Origin of the sequence: Sphingomonas sp. CFBP 8765 (assembly GCF_014841445.1) — a bacterium.
GTDB lineage: Bacteria > Pseudomonadota > Alphaproteobacteria > Sphingomonadales > Sphingomonadaceae > Sphingomonas > Sphingomonas aerolata.
The window spans coordinates 535,454-550,936 of sequence record NZ_JACYTY010000002.1; the positions used below are offsets into that span (position 1 = coordinate 535,454).

Consider the following 15,483-nt stretch of genomic DNA (forward strand, 5'->3'; position numbering starts at 1 on the left):
ACCCTTGCCTTGCTCGCCCTTCTTCAGATCGTCCAGTTGCTGCTCAACCTCGTCTGGTGGGTCATCATGATCCAGGCGGTGATGTCGTGGCTCATCGCGTTCAACATCATCAACACGCAGAGCAATGTCGTCCGGTCGGTATGGGAGGCGCTGCAGCGGATCACCGAGCCGCTCTATCGGCCGATCCGGCGGATCCTGCCCGATTTCGGCACGCTCGACCTGTCGCCGCTCGTCGTGCTGCTGATCCTCTACATTCTGACCAACATCGTCGTGCCGAACATCGCACAGAGCCTGCTCGCCCCCGGGCTGTGAGCGAAGCGGCCGCCTGGCGTGCGGTGGACGGCGGTCTGGCGATCGCGGTCCGCGTGACGCCGCGCGGCGGGCGGGATGCGCTGGCGGCGGGGACGCGGGAGCATCTGGCCGCAAGACTGGCGGCGGCGCCGGTCGATGGCGCCGCGAATGCCGCGCTGATCGCGCTGGTCGCCAAGAGTTTCGGCGTGCCCAAGCGCGCGGTGACTATCGTCGCGGGCGAGACCGCGCGGCTGAAACGGCTGCATGTCGCGGGCGACACGCCTGCGCTGGCGGAAATCGCCGCCGCGCTTTAGGACGGCGGGCATGAGTGCGACCATCATCGACGGCAAGGCCTTCGCCGCCGGCCTCAGGGCCCGTATCGCCACCGGCGTCACCGCCTTTGCCGCAGCGGCGGGCCGCGCGCCCGGGCTCGCGGTCGTGCTGGTCGGCGAGGACCCCGCGTCCAACGTCTATGTCCGGTCGAAGGGCAAGGCGACGCGCGAGGCGGGGATGGTGAGCGTCGAGCACCGGCTGCCCGCCGATGTCGGGGCCGAGGCGCTCCTCGCGCTGGTCGCGGACCTGAACGCCGATCCGACGATCGACGGGATCCTCGTCCAGCTGCCGCTGCCCAAGCATATCGACGAGCAGGCGGTGATCGCGGCGATCGATCCCGACAAGGATGTCGACGGCTTCCACCCGATCAATGCGGGGCGGCTGGCGACGGGGTCGGCGGGGTTCGTGCCGTGCACGCCGCTCGGCTGCGTGATGCTGCTCAAAAGCGTCGTGCCGAACCTGAGCGGGATGGAGGCGGTGGTCGTCGGCCGGTCGAACATCGTCGGCAAGCCGATGGCGCAATTACTGCTGCGCGAGAGCTGCACGGTGACCGTCGTGCACAGCCGGACACGCGACGTGCGCGCGCATGTCGGCGCCGCGGACATCGTCGTCGCCGCGGTCGGGATCCCGGAGATGATCAAGGGCGACTGGCTGAAGCCCGGGGCGACCGTTATCGACGTCGGCATCAACCGCACAGAGGCGGGGCTGGTCGGCGATGTCGATTTCGCGAGCGCGGTCACGCTCGCGGGCGCGATCACGCCGGTGCCGGGCGGCGTCGGGCCGATGACGATCGCGTGCCTGTTGCGCAATACGCTGGTGTCCGCCGGGCGGCGCGAGGGCGTGGCGATCGACGAGGCGGCGCTCGACCGGGCCGGCGCATGATCGAGCTCTATATCTCGTCGCTGATCACCTTCTTCGTGGTGATCGATCCGCCGGGCTGCGCGCCGATCTATGCCGGGCTGTCGGCGAGCGCGTCGGCGGCGCAGAAACGCGCGATGGCGTTCCGCGCGGTCGGCGTGTCGGCGGCGATCCTGTTCGTGTTCGCGCTGTTCGGCGAGGCGTTGCTCAAGGGGCTGGGGATCAGCCTGGCGAGCTTCCGGATCGCGGGCGGGATCATGCTGTTCCTGATCGCGCTCGAAATGGTGTTCGAAAAGCGCACCGAACGCCGGGAGGACCGCGCCGCCAAGGTGGCGAGCGATCCCGAAGCCGACGACGTGTCGATCTTCCCGATGGCGATGCCGATGATCGCGGGGCCGGGTTCGATCGCGTCGGTGATGCTGCTGATGAGCCGCAACAGCGGGATCGAGCGCTCGGCAGTGGTGCTGGCGGCGATGGTGACGATCCTGTTGCTGACGCTCGTCGCGCTGCTCGCGGCGGGGCCGATCATGCGGATCCTGGGCGCGAAGATCGAGGCGGTGATCACGCGGCTGCTCGGCGTGCTGCTGGCGGCGCTGGCGGTGCAGTTCGTGCTCGATGGGTTGTCGGTGGTGTTGCGGTAGGTTGGGGTCGGCGTGCGCGGTGCGCCGGTTGCCGTCATCCTGACGAAAGTCAGGATCCAGAGCCAAAACCGATACCGCACGTAACTCTGGATCCTGACTTTCGTCAGGATGACGGGGGGTGAGGTGACGGTGTCGCCGCCCCTGCTACGTCATCCCCGCGGAGGCGGGGATCCATAGGCTATGCGTTTGCCGATGACTCGCAGCCTTTGCCAGTCTGGATCCCAGCCTTTGCGGGGATGACGGGCTAGGTAGGTGCGCGTCCGCCCTTCTTCGTCATCCCGGGCTTGACCCGGGACCCAGGGTTTCGGGCGGTGGTGCTGTTTGGCTCTGGGTCCTGACTTTCGTCAGGATGACGGGGAGGGGGTGACGGTGTGGCAGCCCCTGCTACGTCATCCCCGCGGAGGCGGGGATCCATAGGCTAGGCGGCTGTTGATGACTCGCAGCGGTTGCCGGTCTGGATCCCCGCCTTCGCGGAGATGACGGGTTAGGTTAGGTTCGCGTCCGCCCTTCTTCGTCATCCCGGTCTTTACCCGGGACCCGGGGTTGCGGGCGGTGGTGCTGTTTGGCTCTGGGTCCTGACTTTCGTCAGGATGACGGGGGGGTGAGGTGACGGCGTGGCCGCCCATGTCCGTCATCCCCGCGGAGGCGGGGATCCATAGGCTATGCGGTTGTTGATGAACCGCAGCGGTTGCCGGTCTGGATCCCCGCCTTCGCGGGGATGACGGGCTAGGTAGGTGCGCGTCCGCCCTTCTTCGTCATCCCGGGCTTGACCCGGGACCCAGGGTTTCGGGCGGTGGTGCTGTTTGGCTCTGGGTCCTGACTTTCGTCAGGATGACGGGGAGGGGGTGACGGTGTGGCAGCCCCTGCTACGTCATCCCCGCGGAGGCGGGGATCCATAGGCTAGGCGGCTGTTGATGACTCGCAGCGGTTGCCGGTCTGGATCCCCGCCTTCGCGGAGATGACGGGTTAGGTTAGGTTCGCGTCCGCCCTTCTTCGTCATCCCGGGCTTGACCCGGGACCTAGGGTTACGGGCGGTGGTGCTGTTTGGCTCTGGGTCCTGACTTTCGTCAGGATGACGGGGGGAGGGGTGACGGTGTGCCCACCCCTGGTACGTCATCCCCGCGGAGGCGGGGATCCATAGTCTATGCGTTTGCCGATGACTCGCAGCCTTTGCCAGTCTGGATCCCCGCCTTCGCGGGGATGACGGTTGGTGGCGGGGATGACGGTGCGCGTGCGCGTGCGTCGTGCGGGGGTGCCTGGGCCTCAGTCGACCTTGAAGAGGCGGAGCGGGGAGTTGCGGGGGAGGGGGAGCGGGGTGAGCCACGCCGGGACCTCATTCTTTGCCATCCGTGCGTAGAAGCCGTTGGGGCTGCGGGCCTTGTAGTTGGTCGACTCCGCCGCGTTGGGGCAGAGCAGCAGCATGGTCGCGCCGTGGCGCTTGATGATCGCGTGGGCTTCGTCGGGGGTGCGGCCGAAGGCGTGCTGGACGTCGAGGATCGCGGCGCCGTTGCGGTGATAGGGGCCGGCGATCGCGTTGTGGTGCGTGATCGTGATCAGCCGCGGGCCCATGTCGACGAAGGTGAAGATCGTCTGCGCGGGGTATTTGTTGAGCGCGAGCAGCACGGTGGTGCGCAGGCAGTTGCCGGTCGCCATGTTGACGCGCTTCTCATAGCCCTTGGGCTTGCCCACGGGGACGTACTTCAGCGCGATGCCGACGAAGAAGCCCGAGACGATCACCAGCGCGCCCGCGGTGCCGAGCACGCGCACCAGCATCGAGCGGTGGCCGAGCAGCCGGGGGACGATCACCCAGGCGAGCGCGACGCCGCCGGGGACTGCGAGCATCTGCGCGGCGGGACCCGCGCGGACCTGCCACAACAGCATCAGCACCGCGAAGGTGATGAACAGCGCGACCGCGACCCAGCCGATCGCGCTCGGGCGGCGGCGTGCGCGCCATGCGGCGAACAGCGCGCCGAGCAGGCCGATCACCGGTAGCGTCGCGATCGCGACGCCGGTGCGCCAGCTGTGCTTGTAGATCGGTTTCGCCTCACGGACATTGTTCAGCCAGTTGCGCTGAAGCTCGGGCGAGACACCCTCGGGCCGGGCGAGGCATTGCGGGAACATCAGCGCGAAGCCGATGACGATCGCCGCACCCGCCGCGACCGCGAGCGCGAGACGCACCCCGCGTGACGCAGGGCCGAAGCGCGCGAGCAGGAAGAGGAGCATTCCGGCGGCGATCATCACGCTGAGCCACACGGGGGTCAGCGCGTCGCAGCGCATCGCCTGGTTCGCGTTCGACGCGAACAGCGCGAAACCGAGCGTGCTGCCGCCACCCAGCGTCAGCGCATAGACGGCGAGCCGCGGCGCCTCGGCGCGGTCCCAGACCCAGCGCAGCGCGATGATCGCGCCGGCCATTGCGGCATAGGGGAGGAGTTCGAGCCCGATCGACAGCGACACCGCGCTCGCGATCCCGACGAGCGCGCCGCCACGCCGCGCGCGCGGGTCGCACAGGCCGGCGAGCGTGAGGCTGAGCATCGCGAGCTGCCAGCCGTGATGGTCGATGCGTTCGGGCATGTACATCAGCATCGTCGCGGTCGCGCCGACGAGGAACAGGATCGCGAGCGGCCAGGCGAGCGGATGGATCAGCCGCCGCACGGTCGCGCCGATGCCGAGCATCGCGATCGACAGCGGCAGCAACGGCGCGATCCCGCAGGCGAGCCGTTCGGCCCAGCTGTTGCTGGTGAACAGGCGGAAGAAGAGGATGAGGCCGGCGATCGGCAGGTCGACGATCCGGCTCCAGTGGATGTCGAAGCCGGCGGGCGGGTTCATCCGGTACTGGCGCAGGTCGTACCAGCCCTGGCCGTCCAGCCATGCGCGGACCTGCATCAGGCGCATATTGTCGTCGGTATCGCCGAGCGACAACCAGCGGACCTGACCCCAGCGGTCGGCCAGCGACCAGGCGGCGACGCCGAGCCATGCCAGCAGCGTCAACGCGACCCAGTGGCGATCGAGCAGGTCGCGCCCCCGCTGCCATGGGGACTGGTGGGGCTGATCCAAAACGCTTTCCTCCTGACCGCGCGCGGACTAATGCGCGGGGCGTGACGTTGAGCGCCGCTGTATCGACGCGCGTGTAAAGAACAAGGCGGGCATGCAGGCGATCAGGCGACAGATGGACCAGATGCGGGCGAGCGGCGTGCTCGGCCAGCTCTTCCGCTTCGGGATTGCGGGCGGGCTGTCGAGCGTGATCTATTCGCTCGTCTATCTGCCGTTGACCAAATTCGTGTTTCCGCCCGAGCAGGCGGTCGCGGCGGTGCCGTTCGCCTTTGCGGTGGCGGTGACCGCGGGCTATTTCCTGCACAGCCGGTGGAGCTTCAAGGGACATGCCGCCGAGCCGGGCGGGGCGAAACACGTCAAGTTCGTGCTGGTGCAGGGTACGGGCCTCGCGCTCAACGCGCTGATCACCTGGGTCGGGACCGCGTTCCTGCATCTGCATCCGTGGGTGCCGCTCGTCCCTGCGGTGTTCCTTGCCGCGATCGTGACGTTCGTGCTCAACCGCTTCTGGGTATTCTCTTGATTATGGCCGATTGCTGATGGACCGCATCGTTTACGACCGGATGGCCGCGCATGATTCCACGCATTGGTGGTACCGCGCGCGCCGCGACATCCTGGCGGATTATCTGACGCGCTATGGCGGTCTGCCGGCGGATGCGAAGATCCTCGAGATAGGCTGCGGGACGGGGCACAACCTGCCGATGCTGGCGGGGTTCGGCGAGATCGACGCGATCGAGATCGATCCGGCGGCGCGCGAGATCGCGAGCGCCAGGCTCGGCAAGCCGGTCGGGGCGGCGCCTTTGCCGGAGCTGCCGGGGGTGCCGCGCGGGCATTACGACCTGATCGCGGTGCTCGATGTGGTCGAACATATCGCGGACGACGTCGCGGCGCTGAAGGCGATGGCGCAGTGCCTCGCGCCCGGCGGCAAGATCCTGATCGCGGTCCCGGCGCACCAGTGGCTGTGGAGCGCGCACGATACGGTCAACCATCACCATCGCCGCTATTCGAAGGCGACGCTGAAGACGGCGATCGCGGCGGCGGGGCTGAAGCCCGACAAGCTCGGCTATTTCAATTCGCTGCTGTTCCCGCTGGCGGCGGCGGCGCGGATCGCCGGGCGGCTGTCGGGCCGCGACGACAGCGACGATTCCCCGCCCGCCAAGCCGCTGAATGCGCTGTTCGAGCGGATCTTCCGGCTGGAGCGGCATCTGGTCGGGCGGGTGCCGATGACGCCGGGGGTGTCGATCGTGACGCTGGCGGTGCCGGGGTAGGGGGTGGCGAGCGCGATATTGTGTCTGCGCTCTCCATCACTGTTGCTGGTCCGGTGATTGCCGATATTTGTCCGGGATCGGACGGACGAACGCCGCCAGGACGCACCCGACGATCAGCGCACCGAGCTTGACCAGGTCGAAAGCGTCGCCGTTTTGCACGGTCTCGATCAGGCCGGTCAGGGCGAGCCAACCGATCGCGAACGATAGAAATGGCGTCATGGCCATACGCAGCCGCGGGGGCAGCCTGTTCGCCAACCGTGCTGTTACCGTCGCCATCCCAATCTCCTCTGCGCGAAGACATGTCACGATGGTCTTCTGTCCGCAATCTGGCCAGGCGCCGCCCCATGTTCGTTCGCCCTGAACTTAGTCGAAGGGTGGGTGTCGGGGGGCGGTGCTTCGACTTCGCTCAGCACGAACGGGGGTGGGGGCGGTGGTGCGGTTGGTTGTGGTTCGCACGCGACGTCTCTCCAATTCCTCCCCGGCGGAGGCCGGGGTCCAGTTGGGGGACGGTGCTGACGGCGGTTGCGCTTCGTTACTCTGGCCTTCCCAGCTGGGCCCCGGCCTTCGCCGGGGTGGGGCTCAGGTGTAGGGTGCGTGCCGGGGGGTGCTTCGACTTCGCTCAGCACGAACGGAGGTTTGGGGCGGTGGTGCGGTTGGGTGTGGTTCGCACGTGACGTCTCTCCAATTCCTCCTCGGCGGAGGCCGGGGTCCAGTTGGCGGACGGTGCTGACGGGCGTTGCGCTTCGTTACTCTGGCTTTCCCACCTGGGCCCCGGCCTTCGCCGGGGTGGGGGCTCAGGTGTAGGGTGCGTGTCGGGTGGTGCTTCGGCTGCGCTCAGCACGAACGGGGACTTTGCGAGCCGGTGCTTGCGGGGTGGGGCCCCACCCCAACCCCTCCCCTGAAGGGGAGGGGCTTTTTGTCTAGTTGAGGGGGGTTTCTGTGGGTTCGGCGCGGAAGCCCAGCGTGGCTTTGCCCTGGATGGGGCCGGCGATGTCGGCGACGATGTAGAGGGGGCGGCGTTTGGATTCTACATACAGCCGGCCGAGATATTCGCCGATCATGCCGAGCACGAACATCTGCACCGCGCCCAGAAACACCGTCACCAGCATCGTCGAGGTCCAGCCCTGCACCGCGCTGCCCGAGAGCCAGCCGATCGCGATGTAGACGAACAGCAGCAGCGAGACGCCGGTGAGTGCGAGGCCGGCATGGCTGGCGAAGCGCAACGGGGCGGTCGAGAAGCCGGTGACCGCGTCGAAGGCGAGCCGCATCATCTTGGCGAGCGGATAATTGGTCTCGCCCGCATGCCGCTCGGCGCGGTCATAAGCGAAGGGCACCTGGCGGAAGCCGATCCAGGCGACCATGCCGCGGATGAAGCGCGCCTGTTCGGGCAGCGACAGGAACGCATCCAATGCGCGCCGGCTCATCAGCCGGAAATCGCCGGTGTCGACCGGGATCGGCGTGTCGGTCATCTTGGTCAGCAGCCGGTAGAAGGCGGCGGCGGTGGCTTTCTTGAAGACCGTCTCGCCCGCGCGCTGGCGGCGGACCGCGTAGACGACGTCGGCCTGCTGCTCGGCCATCGCGGCGCGCATCTGGGGGAGGAGCTCGGGGGGATCCTGGAGATCGGCGTCGATGATCAGGATCTGCTCGCCCGCGCACAGATCGAGCCCGGCGGTGAGCGCGAGCTGATGCCCGTGGTTGCGCGACAGGTTGATCGCGACGAGCCGGGGATCGGCGGCGGCGAGACGCTGCATCACCGACCAGCTTTCGTCGCGCGAGCCGTCGTTGATCAGGACGATCTCGTAATCCTCGCCGACCGCGCTCTGCGCCGCGCCCGATATGCGCGCGTGGAGGAGGTCGAGGCAGGCGGCCTCGTTGTAGCAGGGGACGACGACGGAGAGCGCGGGACGGTGCATCCCCGCTCTCTAGCCGCCCCCGCGCGCGGCGTCATCGTTTGTTCTTGGGGAAGGATTATGCGTCAGGCCTTGGCCAGCGCGGTGGCGCGGGCTTCGACGAGGCGTTCGAGGATCGTGAGGGGGACGGCGCCGTCGCGCAGCACCTCGTGGAACTGCTTCACGTCGAACCTGTCGCCCAAAATCCTCTTCGCGGTGTCGCGGGCGCGGAGCCAGCTGATGTGGCCGAGCTTGTAGCTGCAGGCCTGGCCGGGCATCGTGCAGTAACGCTCGATCTCGCGCTGCGAGCGGGGGCGGGCGAAGCCGACGGTGTCGACGAAATAGTCGGTCGCCTGTTCGCGCGTCCAGCGCTTGGCGTGGAGGCCGGTGTCGGCGACGAGGCGCGCGGCGCGGAAGAGGAAGGACTGGAGATAGCCGGCGCGTTCGATCGGGCCGGCATAGCCCCCGAGCTCGTCGGCGAGCTGTTCGGCGTAGAGCGCCCAGCCCTCGACATAGGCGCCGAAGAACGAGAATTTGCGCAGCAGCGGCGTGTCGAGCCCGGCGACGAGGCTGAGCTGGAGATGATGCCCCGGCACGCCCTCGTGATAGGTGAGCGAGGGCAAAGTGTATTTGGGCCAGTCGGCGACGCTTTTCAGGTTGATGAAGTAGATGGCGGGGCGCGAGCCGTCGAGCGCGGCGAGCCGGTAATAGCCGTTCGAGGCGCCGTCCTGGATATCGGTCGGGACCGCGCGGATCTGGAGCAGGGCAGACGGCGGGTTTATGAACGCCTGGGGGAGCTTGGCCTGCATCGCGGCGAGCCCGGTGTTGAGCCCGGCGATGAGGTCGGTGCGGCCGGCGGGCGTGTCGGGATAGAGCTGTGCCGGGGTGGCGTTGAAGGCGGCGAGGCGTGCGCCGATGCTGCCCTTGGTCAGGCCTTGCGCCTTGAGGATGGTGTCGAGTTCGGCGCCGATCTGCGCGACCTGGTCGAGGCCGAGCTTGTGGACCTCGTCGGGGGTGAAGTTGGTGGTGGTCGCCTGGGCGAGCGCGGCGGCGTAGATCGCGTCGCCGCCGGGGACCGCCCAGAGACCGGCCTCGGCGCGGGCCGTGGTGCGGAGCTGCTTGACCAGCGCGATCTGGCGGTCGAGCGCGGGATAGACCTTGTCCGTCACGAGCGCGGTGGCGCGGCGGTCCCAGTCGCCGGTCAGCCCGGCGGCCCTGGTGCGCGTCGCGACCGAGGTGACGAGGCCGCTCTGCGCGGGCGCGGGCGCGCGCAGCGCCGCCATCTGGCCGAGCGCGAGGTCGAGCGAGAAGCCGGGGGCGACGAGGTCGCGTTTCGCACGCTCGGCCTGCGTCGCGGTGTCGCCGTCGAGCGCGGTCGCGAATGCGTCGAGGCGCGCGCAATAGGCGTCGGCGTCGGCGGCGGTCCTGATGACGTGCGCGCTGTCGAGGAAGTCGGGGACGTCGAAATAGGCGCCGTCCTGCTGGCTGATGACATAGGGGTTGGTGGGGGAGCCGAGCCCGAATTTTTCGGCGGCGGTGCGCTGCTGGTTTTGCGAATAGAGCACGACCTCGCGGTTGAGGCGGCCGGCGTCGGAGAGCGTGGCAGGGGCGACGGACTCGATCTGCGCGATCGTGCGGGTGGTGCGCGCGAGGTTCGCCCTGACCGCGCCGGGGGTGTAATCGCCGAGCCGGCTTTTCAGCGCGGCGTTCGCGCCCTTGTCGAGCCCGAGCTGGGTGGCGAATTCGGGGGCGTATTTGAGGTTCGCGTCGAAGATCGAGGTGAGAAGCGCGTCGAGCTTCGCGTCGCCGGGGGTGGCGCCCGCGGCGAGGGCTGCGCGCGGGACGAGGGCGAGCGTGGCGAGCATGCTCGCGGACGAGAGGAAGGCGCGACGGTTCATGTGATGGGTCCCCCGGGGTGTTGCGGGGGATAGTAGCCGGGGAATTGTGCGGGGCAAGCGGGGGGGGGGGGCGTGTGGGGGGTGCGGGGCGTGTCCTGCCGCGTCGTCATTCCCGCGGAGGCGGGGATCCATAGCCTATGCGGGTGCTGCCGGATCGCCGGCGGTCGCCCGTCTGGATCCCCGCCTGCGCGGGGATGACGGGGGAGGGGTGTGGGCTCCCTTCCGTCATCCCGGGCTTGACCCGGGACCCAGGGTTGCGGGTGGTGGTGCTGCTTGGCTCTGGGTCCCGACTTTCGTCGGGATGACGGAAAGGGGGGAGGATGGGACGGAGGACGAAACGGGGGGCGATGGAAAGCGGGATGGCGGGGACGGGGGCCGGGGACGGCGCGGGCGGTGGTGGGCTGCTGCCCGCTACACGCGTTCGACGGTGTTGACGGCGTCGGCGGCGCGGAGGCCGGCCATGAGGCGCATGAGTTGCTGGATGTCGTGGACCTCGACGTCGATCTCGTTGGTGTGGAAGCTCGTGTCGCGCGTGTCGAGGCGGAGGTTGATGATGTTGGCCATGTGCGTGCCGATGATCGACGCGACCACGCCGAGCGAGCCGGGCTCGTTCTTGACCATCACCGAGATGCGCGCGACCGCGCCTTCGGTCTTTTCGCCCCAGGCGACGTCGACCCAGTCGGTCTCGTTCTCGGTCCGCTCGGCGAGTTCGGCGAGCACGCGGCAGTCGATCGCGTGGACCTCGATCCCCGCATCGGGACGGCGCAGCCCGACGATGCGGTCGCCGGGCACGGGGTGGCAGCAGGTGGCGAGGTCATAGGCGACGCCCGGGGTCAGCCCCTTGATCGAGATCGCGCTCGACTGCGGGGCGACCGCATGGCCGAGATCGGCGCCGGTCGAGCCCGGCATCAGCGCCTCCATCACCTGTTCGTCGGACACGGTGCGGCGCGCGATTGCGACCATCAGCGCGCCCTCGTCGGCGAATTTGAGCCGCTTGAGTGCGGGCTCGGTCGCGTCGGGGCCGATCGGGGCTGGGAGGCGCGAGGCGATGTCGTCGAACAGCGTGCGGCCGAGCGCCTCCTGCTCGACGCGCTCCTTGTGGCGCAGATGGCGGCGGATCGCGGCGAGCGCCTTGCCGGTGGTCGCGACGTTGAGCCAGTGCGGTTGCGGCGACTGGCCCTTCGAACGCAGGATCTGCACCTGGTTGCCGTTTTCGATCACGGTCGAGAGCGGCACGACGCGGCCGTCGATCTTCGCGCCGACCGCCTGGTCGCCGAGATCGGTGTGGACCGCATAGGCGAAGTCGATCGGCGTCGCGCCCTTGGGCAGCTGGATCAGCTCGCCCTTGGGGGTGAAGGCGAAGATGCGGTCGGCGTACATCGCCATCCGCGTGTGTTCGAGCAGCTCCTCGGGGCTTTCGGCGGTGTCGAGGATCTCGACCAGGTCGCGGATCCAGCTGACCTGATGCTCGCCGCCGCCGATCGTCTGGCCGCCGCTCTTCTGCTTGTAGGCCCAGTGCGCGGCGAGGCCGAATTCGGCCTGGGCGTGCATCGCCTCGGTCCGGATCTGGATCTCGATACGCGCATTGTCGGCATGGATCACGCTGGTGTGGAGCGAGCGATAGCCGTTGCGCTTGGGCGTCGAGATGTAATCCTTGAACCGGCCGGGCACCATCGGCCAGCGCTGGTGGATGATGCCGAGCGCGGCGTAGCAGTCCGCCTCGGTCGGGACGATCGCGCGGAACGCCATCACGTCGGACAATTGTTCGAAATTGATGTGCCGTTCGGACATCTTGCGGAAGATCGAATAGGGATGCTTCTCGCGCCCCGCGACCTCCGCCTCGATGCCGGCGCGCGACAGCACGAGTTTGAGCCCCGATGCGATCTTGGCGATGCGGTTGCCGTCGCCGTCCTTCAGCTGTTCGAGCCGGCGGTTGATCGATTCGGAAGCTTCGGGTTCGATCTGTTCGAAGGCGAGCGTCTGCATCTCGCGCATGAACTCGTACATGCCGATCCGCTCGGCGAGCGGCGCGTAGATGTCCATCGTCTCCTTGGCGATGCGACGGCGCTTCTCGGGCTTGGCGATGTGATGCAGCGTGCGCATGTTGTGCAGCCGGTCGGCGAGCTTCACCAGCAGCACGCGGATGTCGTCGGACATGGCGAGCAGGAACTTGCGCAGGTTCTCGGCGGCGCGCTCGTTCTCGGTCTGCGCCTCGATCTTGCTGAGCTTGGTGACGCCGTCGACCAGCCGCGCGACCGACGGGCCGAACAGCCGCCTGATCTCCTCGGGCGTGGCGACGGTATCCTCGATCGTGTCGTGGAGGATCGCGGTGGCGATCGTCTCGTCATCGAGATGCAGATCGGTGAGGATGCCCGCCACCTCGATCGGATGGCTGAAATAGGGATCGCCGCTCGCACGCTTCTGCGACCCGTGCGCCTGCATCGAAAACACATAGGCGCGGTTCAGCAGGGCCTCGTCGGCATCGGGATCGTAATCGAGGACTCGATCGACGAGTTCATATTGGCGCAACACCCGACATAGATGGGGCCGCAGCGTATTGCTTTGCAACCAAAAGCGTCCGGTCACCGTGATAGACGCACTCGATGAGCGCATCGCGCGGCGGAATGCTATAGGCTAGACCGGGGTCGGGGGGAGCCGGGACGATGGGAATTTCGGGGGGGATTTCGCGGGGAATTTCGCGGGGAATTTCGCGGGGGATTTTGCGCGAGCCGCTGCGCGAATGCAGCCTGCCGGCGGCACTCGAGGCGATGGGGGAGCGCTGGTCGTTCCTGATCCTGCGCGCGGCGTTCAACGGGCTGCATCATTTCGAGGAATTCCAGGCCGAGCTCGGCATCGCGCGCAACATCCTGGCGAACCGGCTCGCGCGGCTGGTCGAGCACGGGATCCTCGCGCGGCGGCCCTTGCCCGAGGATCGCCGCAAGATCGCCTATGGCCTGACCGAGAAGGGTTTCGCGCTGCTGCCGACGATGATCGCGCTCCGGCAATGGGGCGAGCGGTGGGAGACGCGGATCCCGGCCTTCCCGATCCTGGTCGATGCGCGCGACCGGCAGCCGATCGAACAGGTCGCGGTGCGCGCGCATGACGGCCGCGTGCTGGGCCGGGGCGAGCTGATCTGGGCGCTGCCGGGGGAGATCGGCGCGACGGACTGAGCGGTCAGGCGGGGGTGGCGAGCCGCGCGATATGGTCGCGGATCGCGGGCGGCAGGGGTGCGGGGCGGCCGGTCGCGAGATCGACATGGACGCTGACCATCATGATCACCGTGTGGAGCGCGCCGGTTTCGGCATGCGTCAGCTCGATCCGCTTGGTGAGGCTCGACGTGCCGACCCGCTCGATCCGGACATGCGCCGCGATCGTGTCGCCGAGGCGGAAGGGCGCGAGATAGTCGATCTCGGTGCGGCGGACGTTGAATTCGGTGTCGTCCCAGCCGGGCACCGCGGCGGCGATCCCGCTCCAGTCCCAGAAGTCGGTGATCGCGACATCGGCATATTCGAGATAGCGCGAGTTGAAGACGATCTTCTGCCCGTCGATCTCGGCGTAGCGGACGCGCAGGGTGGTGGAGAAGGCGAAGCCGGGGCGGGTCATGGCTTGGGGGGATGGCTGGGGCGGGGGGTGGCGTCAACCTTTCGGGGGGCGCGGCTTCCTCCTTCGTCATCCTGGACTTGATCCAGGATCCAGAGCCGCGGGCGGGGCGCTACTTGGCTCTGGATCCTGACTTTCGTCAGGATGACGGGGTGGATGTTCGTCCAAACCGTCAGCCGGGGCGGGCGGGGGCATGGCCACCCGCTCCGTCATCCCCGCGGAGGCGGGGATCCATAGTCTATGCGGGTGCGGCTGGACTCGCGGGCGTCCGCCAGTCTGGATCCCCGCCTGCGCGGGGATGACGGTTTGGGGTGGGGGTGCTGCTCTTCCCGCCGTCATCCTGGACTTAATCCGGGACCCAGAGCCGCGGGCGGGGTGCTGCTTGGCTCTGGGTCCTGACGTTCGTCAGGATGACGGGGGTCGGCGACGGGTCAGCCGGCGCCCTGGGCGGGGGTGTTGACGCCCATGCTCTGGAGGTAGCGTTTCACGTTGCGCGCGGCCTGGCGGAGGCGTTGTTCGTTTTCGACCATCGCGATGCGGACATAGCCCTCGCCATTTTCGCCATAGCCGACGCCGGGCGCGACCGCGACATGCGCGTGGGTGAGGAGCTGCTTGGTGAATTCGAGGCTGCCGAGATGCGCGAGCGCGGGCGGCAAGGGCGCCCAGGCGAACATCGAGGCGCGCGGCGAGGGGATGTCCCAGCCGGCGCGGCCGAAGCTTTCGACGAGCACGTCCCGGCGCTTGTGATAGAGCTCGCGGTTGCGCGCGACGATGTCCTGCGGGCCGTTCAGCGCGGCGCAGGCGGCGGCCTGGATCGGGGTGAAGGCGCCGTAGTCGAGATAGCTCTTCACCCGGGCCATCGCCGCGATCAGCGTCTTGTTGCCGACCGCGAAGCCGATCCGCCAGCCCGCCATCGAATAGGTCTTGCTGAGCGAGGTGAACTCGATCGCGATGTCCTTGGCGCCCTTGACCTGGAGGATCGAGGGGGTCGGATTGCCGTCATAATAGAGCTCGGAATAGGCGAGGTCGGAGATGATCCAGACCTTGTTCTCCTTCGCCCAGGCGACGAGCCGTTCGTAGAAGGCGAGGTCGACCGCCTCCGCGGTCGGGTTGGACGGATAGTTGACGACGAGGATCGACGGGCGCGGCACGGTGAACGCCATCGCGCGCTCGAGGCTCTCGAAATAGGCGTCGTCGGGGGTGGTCGGCACCGCGCGGATCGTCGCGCCGGCGATGATGAAGCCGAAGGTGTGGATCGGATAGGAGGGGTTGGGCGCGAGCACGACGTCGCCGGGCGCGGTGATCGCGGTGGCGAGGCTGGCGAGCCCTTCCTTCGAGCCCATCGTCACGACGACCTCGGTCTCGGGATCGACGTCGACGCCGAAGCGGCGGCCATAGTAATTGGCCTGCGCCTTGCGGAGACCGGGAATGCCGCGCGACTGCGAATAGCCGTGCGCGCCGGGCTTGCTGGCGACCTCGACGAGCTTGGCGATGACGTGCTCGGGGGGCGGCAGGTCGGGATTGCCCATGCCGAGATCGATGATGTCCTCGCCGCCCGCCCGCGCCGCTGCCCGCATCGCGTTCACTTCGGCGATGACATAGGGTGGCAGGCGTTTGATGCGGTAGAAATCGTCGGACATGATCGGCCCCGAGCTGG

Annotated in this window: 14 protein-coding genes; 7 read left to right on the forward strand and 7 right to left on the reverse strand. The window is 68.3% G+C overall.

Annotation, left to right across the window (positions count from 1 at the left end):
- The first annotated feature begins 9 nt into the window (after positions 1 to 9).
- The 4 genes from IFT87_RS07100 to IFT87_RS07115 are packed head-to-tail and all read left to right on the forward strand — an operon-like array spanning position 10 to position 2,123.
- Positions 10 to 312, forward strand: a complete 303-nt coding sequence (locus IFT87_RS07100) for a YggT family protein (protein WP_031395935.1) — start codon at positions 10 to 12, stop codon at positions 310 to 312.
- Positions 309 to 605 carry a DUF167 family protein gene (locus IFT87_RS07105; RefSeq protein ID WP_192007947.1) on the forward strand — a complete coding sequence of 99 codons (297 nt, stop codon included), beginning with the start codon at positions 309 to 311 and terminating at the stop codon, positions 603 to 605. The genes IFT87_RS07100 and IFT87_RS07105 overlap by 4 nt, the downstream gene beginning before the upstream one ends.
- A gap of 10 nt (positions 606 to 615) precedes the next feature.
- On the forward strand, positions 616 to 1,506 hold the full coding sequence (gene folD, locus IFT87_RS07110; protein ID WP_037532630.1) for a bifunctional methylenetetrahydrofolate dehydrogenase/methenyltetrahydrofolate cyclohydrolase FolD: 891 nt from the start codon (positions 616 to 618) through the stop codon (positions 1,504 to 1,506).
- Positions 1,503 to 2,123 carry a MarC family protein gene (locus IFT87_RS07115; protein WP_031440980.1) on the forward strand — a complete coding sequence of 207 codons (621 nt, stop codon included), beginning with the start codon at positions 1,503 to 1,505 and terminating at the stop codon, positions 2,121 to 2,123. The genes folD and IFT87_RS07115 overlap by 4 nt, the downstream gene beginning before the upstream one ends.
- Before the next feature lie 1,263 nt (positions 2,124 to 3,386).
- Here IFT87_RS07115 and IFT87_RS07120 read toward each other — a convergent pair.
- Entirely contained in the window at positions 3,387 to 5,177 is a 1,791-nt protein-coding gene (locus IFT87_RS07120) for an AcrB/AcrD/AcrF family protein (protein WP_192007949.1), read from the reverse strand.
- 112 nt (positions 5,178 to 5,289) lie between these two features.
- On the opposite strand from IFT87_RS07120, the gene IFT87_RS07125 reads away from it, so the two are divergent.
- A complete protein-coding gene (locus IFT87_RS07125; protein ID WP_236701591.1) occupies positions 5,290 to 5,694 on the forward strand; it encodes a GtrA family protein in 405 nt (134 codons plus the stop codon).
- A 16-nt stretch (positions 5,695 to 5,710) separates the two neighbouring features.
- A complete protein-coding gene (locus tag IFT87_RS07130; RefSeq protein ID WP_056406929.1) occupies positions 5,711 to 6,439 on the forward strand; it encodes a class I SAM-dependent methyltransferase in 729 nt (242 codons plus the stop codon).
- Between the two features lie 36 nt (positions 6,440 to 6,475).
- Here IFT87_RS07130 and IFT87_RS07135 read toward each other — a convergent pair whose 3' ends face one another.
- The 4 genes from IFT87_RS07135 to IFT87_RS07150 all read right to left on the reverse strand — a co-directional run bounded on the left by IFT87_RS07135 (position 6,476) and on the right by IFT87_RS07150 (position 12,758).
- A complete protein-coding gene (locus IFT87_RS07135; protein WP_192007950.1) occupies positions 6,476 to 6,715 on the reverse strand; it encodes a hypothetical protein in 240 nt (79 codons plus the stop codon).
- Positions 6,716 to 7,359: 644 nt separating this feature from the next.
- On the reverse strand, positions 7,360 to 8,352 hold the full coding sequence (locus IFT87_RS07140; RefSeq protein ID WP_192007951.1) for a glycosyltransferase family 2 protein: 993 nt from the start codon (positions 8,350 to 8,352) through the stop codon (positions 7,360 to 7,362).
- A gap of 62 nt (positions 8,353 to 8,414) precedes the next feature.
- On the reverse strand, positions 8,415 to 10,226 hold the full coding sequence (locus tag IFT87_RS07145) for a DUF885 domain-containing protein (RefSeq protein ID WP_192007952.1): 1,812 nt from the start codon (positions 10,224 to 10,226) through the stop codon (positions 8,415 to 8,417).
- Between the two features lie 411 nt (positions 10,227 to 10,637).
- Positions 10,638 to 12,758, reverse strand: coding sequence for a RelA/SpoT family protein (locus IFT87_RS07150; RefSeq protein ID WP_192007953.1), 2,121 nt, complete (start codon positions 12,756 to 12,758; stop codon positions 10,638 to 10,640).
- A gap of 236 nt (positions 12,759 to 12,994) precedes the next feature.
- On the opposite strand from IFT87_RS07150, the gene IFT87_RS07155 reads away from it, so the two are divergent.
- Complete coding sequence (locus IFT87_RS07155) at positions 12,995 to 13,396, forward strand: winged helix-turn-helix transcriptional regulator (protein WP_042467067.1); 402 nt, start codon at positions 12,995 to 12,997, stop codon at positions 13,394 to 13,396.
- A gap of 4 nt (positions 13,397 to 13,400) precedes the next feature.
- Here IFT87_RS07155 and IFT87_RS07160 read toward each other — a convergent pair whose 3' ends face one another.
- Both IFT87_RS07160 and IFT87_RS07165 read right to left on the reverse strand, forming a co-directional pair.
- A complete protein-coding gene (locus tag IFT87_RS07160) occupies positions 13,401 to 13,829 on the reverse strand; it encodes an acyl-CoA thioesterase (RefSeq protein ID WP_031440658.1) in 429 nt (142 codons plus the stop codon).
- A gap of 428 nt (positions 13,830 to 14,257) precedes the next feature.
- On the reverse strand, positions 14,258 to 15,466 hold the full coding sequence (locus IFT87_RS07165; RefSeq protein WP_166746410.1) for an LL-diaminopimelate aminotransferase: 1,209 nt from the start codon (positions 15,464 to 15,466) through the stop codon (positions 14,258 to 14,260).
- Positions 15,467 to 15,483: the final 17 nt, after the last annotated feature.

Excerpts from the sequence above, each read along its gene's own strand:
- folD (WP_037532630.1), top strand. The coding sequence starts at position 616 with ATGAGTGCGACCATCATCGACGGCAAGGCCTTCGCCGCCGGCCTCAGG.
- IFT87_RS07115 (WP_031440980.1), top strand. The coding sequence starts at position 1,503 with ATGATCGAGCTCTATATCTCGTCGCTGATCACCTTCTTCGTGGTGATC.
- IFT87_RS07125 (WP_236701591.1), top strand. The coding sequence starts at position 5,290 with ATGGACCAGATGCGGGCGAGCGGCGTGCTCGGCCAGCTCTTCCGCTTC.
- IFT87_RS07130 (WP_056406929.1), top strand. The coding sequence starts at position 5,711 with ATGGACCGCATCGTTTACGACCGGATGGCCGCGCATGATTCCACGCAT.
- IFT87_RS07135 (WP_192007950.1), bottom strand. The coding sequence starts at position 6,715 with ATGGCGACGGTAACAGCACGGTTGGCGAACAGGCTGCCCCCGCGGCTG.
- IFT87_RS07140 (WP_192007951.1), bottom strand. The coding sequence starts at position 8,352 with ATGCACCGTCCCGCGCTCTCCGTCGTCGTCCCCTGCTACAACGAGGCC.
- IFT87_RS07145 (WP_192007952.1), bottom strand. The coding sequence starts at position 10,226 with ATGAACCGTCGCGCCTTCCTCTCGTCCGCGAGCATGCTCGCCACGCTC.
- IFT87_RS07155 (WP_042467067.1), top strand. The coding sequence starts at position 12,995 with ATGGGGGAGCGCTGGTCGTTCCTGATCCTGCGCGCGGCGTTCAACGGG.
- IFT87_RS07160 (WP_031440658.1), bottom strand. The coding sequence starts at position 13,829 with ATGACCCGCCCCGGCTTCGCCTTCTCCACCACCCTGCGCGTCCGCTAC.
- IFT87_RS07165 (WP_166746410.1), bottom strand. The coding sequence starts at position 15,466 with ATGTCCGACGATTTCTACCGCATCAAACGCCTGCCACCCTATGTCATC.